This window comes from Nocardia sp. NPDC004722 (genome assembly GCF_053601505.1).
In genome coordinates, this window is sequence record NZ_JBSGBY010000714.1 from 1 (window position 1) to 3,948 (window position 3,948).

General features: G+C 71.3%; 2 protein-coding genes. Both read right to left on the reverse strand.

Translation table 11 applies throughout. The features are described from left to right. The coding region (locus ACWELQ_RS40430; RefSeq protein WP_452402281.1) for an amino acid adenylation domain-containing protein at positions 1-3,324 on the reverse strand (3,324 nt) is incomplete at its 3' end. 14 nt (positions 3,325-3,338) lie between these two features. After that, positions 3,339-3,948 (reverse strand): phosphopantetheine-binding protein (locus tag ACWELQ_RS40435; RefSeq protein ID WP_452402282.1); only part of this gene is annotated, 610 nt, incomplete at its 5' end.

The following is a 3,948-nucleotide window of genomic DNA, read 5'->3' on the forward strand; positions in this document are numbered from 1 at the left end:
GCTGTGTTTGCGCCGCCGGTAGCCGCCAAACTCGTACATCCACCGCATGATCGGCGTGACGGGCACCTCGCCGTACTCGGTGATCTGCTCCGCCTGGGCCGACTCCTGGAGCGCCGCACGCGCATCCACCGCCGCCGCCAGGTCACGCACGGTCGGGGTGGCCAGCACCATGGCCGGGCTGATCGGCAATCCGGCGCGTCGCGCCTTGTCGACCAGGGAGATCGCGACGATGCTGTCGATGCCGAGCGCGAGGAAGTCATCGTCGATGCCGATGGTGCGGCCGCCCAGCACGGTGGCGAACGCGGCGCACAGGGAGCGTTCGGTCGCGGTGCGCGGCACCGTGCCCGATCCGGATTCGCTGAGCAGGCTCAACCCGGCGGCGGTCAGCGCCCGCACGTCGAGCTTGCCGTTCGGGGTCACCGGCAGGGCGGTGAGGGTGACGATGCGCGCGGGCACCATGTAGGCGGGCAGTCGCTCGGAAAGGGCCGCGCGCAAGGCGGTCCCGTTGGCGTCACCGGCCACCGCGAAGCCGACCAGGGTCGGCCCGGTCGGGCGGGTGACCACCACGACGGCGGCCTCCCCCACATCCGGCAGGCGCAGCAGGGCGGATTCGATATCGCCGATCTCGATGCGGTACCCGCGGATCTTCACCTGATCGTCGGCGCGTCCCAGGTAGGCGATTTCGCCGGACGCATTGCGCCGCACGAGATCTCCGGTGCGATACATGCGCACACCGGCGCGGAACGGGTCGGCGATGAACCGGTCGGCGGTCTGCGCGGCCCGGCCGACATAGCCTCGGGTCAGCTGTGCGCCGGACAGATACAGCTCGCCGACGACGCCGCGCGGGACCGGACGCAGCGCGGAATCCAGGACGTAGCCCGTCATCCGATCCACCGGGCGTCCGATGACGGGCACGGGCCCGGCCTGCGAAAGATCCTCCAGCCCACCGGTGTTGACGGTGGCGACAACCGCCTCGACGGTCGTCTCGGTCGGCCCGTAGCAGTTGTAGACCGCCGTATCCGGCAATGCCCGCAGCCGCTCCCACAGTGCCGGGCCGATCGCCTCGCCACCGAGCGCGAGCACGGTCAGATGATCGCCGTCGACCAATCCGGCCGCCTCGAGCTGCGCGAACATCGACGGCGAGGTATCGATCATGTCCACCCGATGCCGCACGATCCCCTCGACGAGCCCCTGCGCGTCCCGCATCTCGACCTCGTCGAACAGGTGCACCGCGTGCCCGTCGAACAGCCCGATCAGCGGCTGCCAGGAAGCGTCGAAACTCAGCGACCAGGCATGCGCGATCCGCAGGGCCCGGCCCAGCCGGGCCCGGGCGGGGCGGTAGACCCGGTCGCGGTGATCGGCGAAGTAGGAGGCCAGCGCGGCGTGAGTGCCCATGACGCCCTTGGGTTCCCCGGTCGAGCCGGAGGTGAAGATCAGATACGCCCGGGTCCCCGGATGCACCGGGCACGGCGCGATGGCGCGGTGCGCGGCAATGCGTTCGACGGTGGCGGTCTCGTCCAGCACCAGGAACTGCGCCGCTGCGGCCGACGGCGAGAGGTCCGCCGCGGCGGAGAATACCGTCGGCTGGGTCGCGGCGACCGTCACGATCAGGTCGGGCTCGGCCTGGCGCAGCATCGAGGTGATCCGGACGGCCGGAGCCGAGATGTCCACGGGCACATAGGCCGCGCCCGCGTACAGGGTCGCGAGGATCGCGATGATCGAGTCGGCGGAGCGCGGAAGTGCCAGTGCCACCACTGATTCCGGGCCGATACTCCGCGCCGTGAGTTCGGCGGCCAGGCGTCCCGCCGCCTCGTGCAGCTCGCGGTAGGTGTAATGCGCGGTCGCGGTGCTCAACGCCGACGCCTCGGGCGCGGCCTCGACCTGCCGAACGAATAGCTCCGCCACCGAGGCGGTCCGAGCCGACATCTCCTGCTGCTGCGCATGATTCATTGCGGGCACTTCGGGCGAAGTCGCGTCCATCACGCCGGTCAACTCTGCCCGCTCGGCGGGTAGCAGGACGTCCAGGGCGTCGGGGGTGGAGTCGGCGTGGTCCGGGAGTTGGCGCAGGACCGCGAGGATGCGCGCGCCGATTTCGGGGATCGGGAGGTGCGGGAGGGCCTCGGGGATCGCTTCCAGGGCTACCACGAGGCGGTTGTCCTCGAGGTGGGAGACCACCGAAAGCGGGTAGTGCACCAGGCTTTCCATGGCGACGGGCAGGAAGCGGGTGCCGTTCGTGGTGACCAGGGGGTCGGTGGCCGCGCCGATGGGGGCGTTCTCGAAGACGAACAGGACGTCGAAGAGCGGTCCGTGCCCGGCGGTGCGCTGGATGGCAGACAGGCTCAGGTAGCCGTTGTCGCGCATGGCGGACTGTTCGCGCTGCAGGGTGCGGCACTGGTCGCGGACGGTGGTGTCGCGGTCCAGGACGACGCGGGCTGGCACGGTGTTGATGAACAGGCCGATCATGGTTTCCACGCCGGGCAACGCGTCGGGCCGCCCGGAGATGGTGGTGCCGTACACCAGGTCGCGGCGGTCGGTGAGCCGCGAAAGCACGACGGCCCAGGCGAATTGGATGACGGTGCCCAGGGTGAGGCCGTTGGCGCGCGCCCAGCGGGTGAGCCGCTGGGTCTCGTCGGGATCGAGGTAGTGGCGGGTGCGCTGCGGGATGGCGGTGCCCACGGCGGCCGCTCCGGCGTCGGCGAGCATGAGGGGGCCCGAGAGCGGGCGCAGGTAGTCGGCCCAGGCCCGGTCGGCGGCGGCGGTGTCCTGGGCGGCGAGCCAGCCGATGTAGTCGCGGTACGGGCGCGGGGCGGGCAGCGCGGCGGCCTCGCCCCCGGCCTCGTAGATCGCGATGAGTTCGCGGAAGAAGACCGCGACCGCCCAGCCGTCCATGAGGATGTGGTGGGTGGTGAGGATCATGCGGCGGCGCTCGCCCGGCAGGGTCACCAGGGTGACCCGCAGGGCCGGGCCCTTGCCCAGGTCGAAGGCGTGTTCGCGGTCGGCCGCGGCGATGGCGTCGAATTCCTCGGGGCGCGCGTCGATCTCGGTCCACGGGAGTTCCACCCAGGTGGGCACGATCTGCACCGGCTTGGGCAGGTCCCGATCCCAGAACGCCGCCCGCAGGTTGGGGTGCCGCGCCAGCAGTGCCTCGACGCTGCGGCGCAGCACCGGGATGTCCACCGGTCCGCCGATATCGATGACGAACTGCATGGTGTACAGATCGACGCCGCCGTCGGCCAGGCGGGCCAGCGAGAACAGGCCCTCCTGCAGCGGGCTCAGCGCCAGCACGTCCTCGATCTCGGCGGGCTTGGACCGGTCGACGGTCACGGGCTGATCCTCTCTCACCGCGCGCCCTTCCAGGCGGCACCGAGCGCGGCCAGGGCGTCCTGATTCAGGCCGGAGGCGCTCATGGGGGCATGGCTGTGGGCATCGGTAACCGTTTGCGGCTCAACAGGTTCGGGCACCGACGCCGGGGTAGGTGTCGAGTTCCCGAAGGCGGTGGTCATCTCCGAGGCCGAAACCCCGGCCGCGGCAGCGATATCGGCGGCGGTGACGCCCGCCGCGACGGCGGCGTCCACGGCCTCCGCCAGCTCGGTGACGGTCATGCATTCGAACACCAGCTGCGGCGAGAGCGGCAGCCCGATCTCGTTGGCGCGCACCGCCCACTGGATGGAGATGACACTGTCACCGCCGAGCGCGAAGAAGTTGTCCTCGCCGGAAACCTCGTCAGCCTCCAACTCCAGCAGCTCGGCCAGGATGGCGCTCAGCCGCGCCTCGGTGTCGGCTCCGCCTGTGGCACTGGCGGTTTCGGCACCCCTCGGCGACGCGGCGGGCCGGATGGCGGTCCGCTCCCGCTCCACGGCGAACTCCAATTCACCCCGCACGGTCCAGCGCGCCCGATCCGAGGTCCGCACCAGCATCTCGCCGGGGCGGGACGGGTCGGCCACCCGG